At 54.3% G+C, this 210-nt stretch carries 1 pseudogene; it reads right to left on the bottom strand.

What is annotated here, in order from left to right:
• Positions 1-23: 23 nt before the first annotated feature.
• Positions 24-210, bottom strand: a pseudogene (locus tag B3F77_RS05145) (amino acid ABC transporter substrate-binding protein); the annotation flags it as partial.

Here is a 210-nt window from a genome sequence, read left to right on the forward strand (position 1 = left end):
TTTTTCACCTTACCTGGCCAGAATTACTTCTGGACGTAGGACTCCATGGGCTTGTCATTAGGCGATGCCCATGCGGCTTTGATGCTTTCGCTCACAGGCAGGCCGACACGGGTGTTCTTTGGAGGAATCGGCTCCATGAACCATTTGTCATAGACCTTGGCCAGTTCGCCCGACTTGATCATGCCCTTGACCGTGTCATCGGCCATGCGC

Source organism: Polaromonas sp. UBA4122 (assembly GCA_002381615.1).
GTDB lineage: Bacteria > Pseudomonadota > Gammaproteobacteria > Burkholderiales > Burkholderiaceae_C > Polaromonas.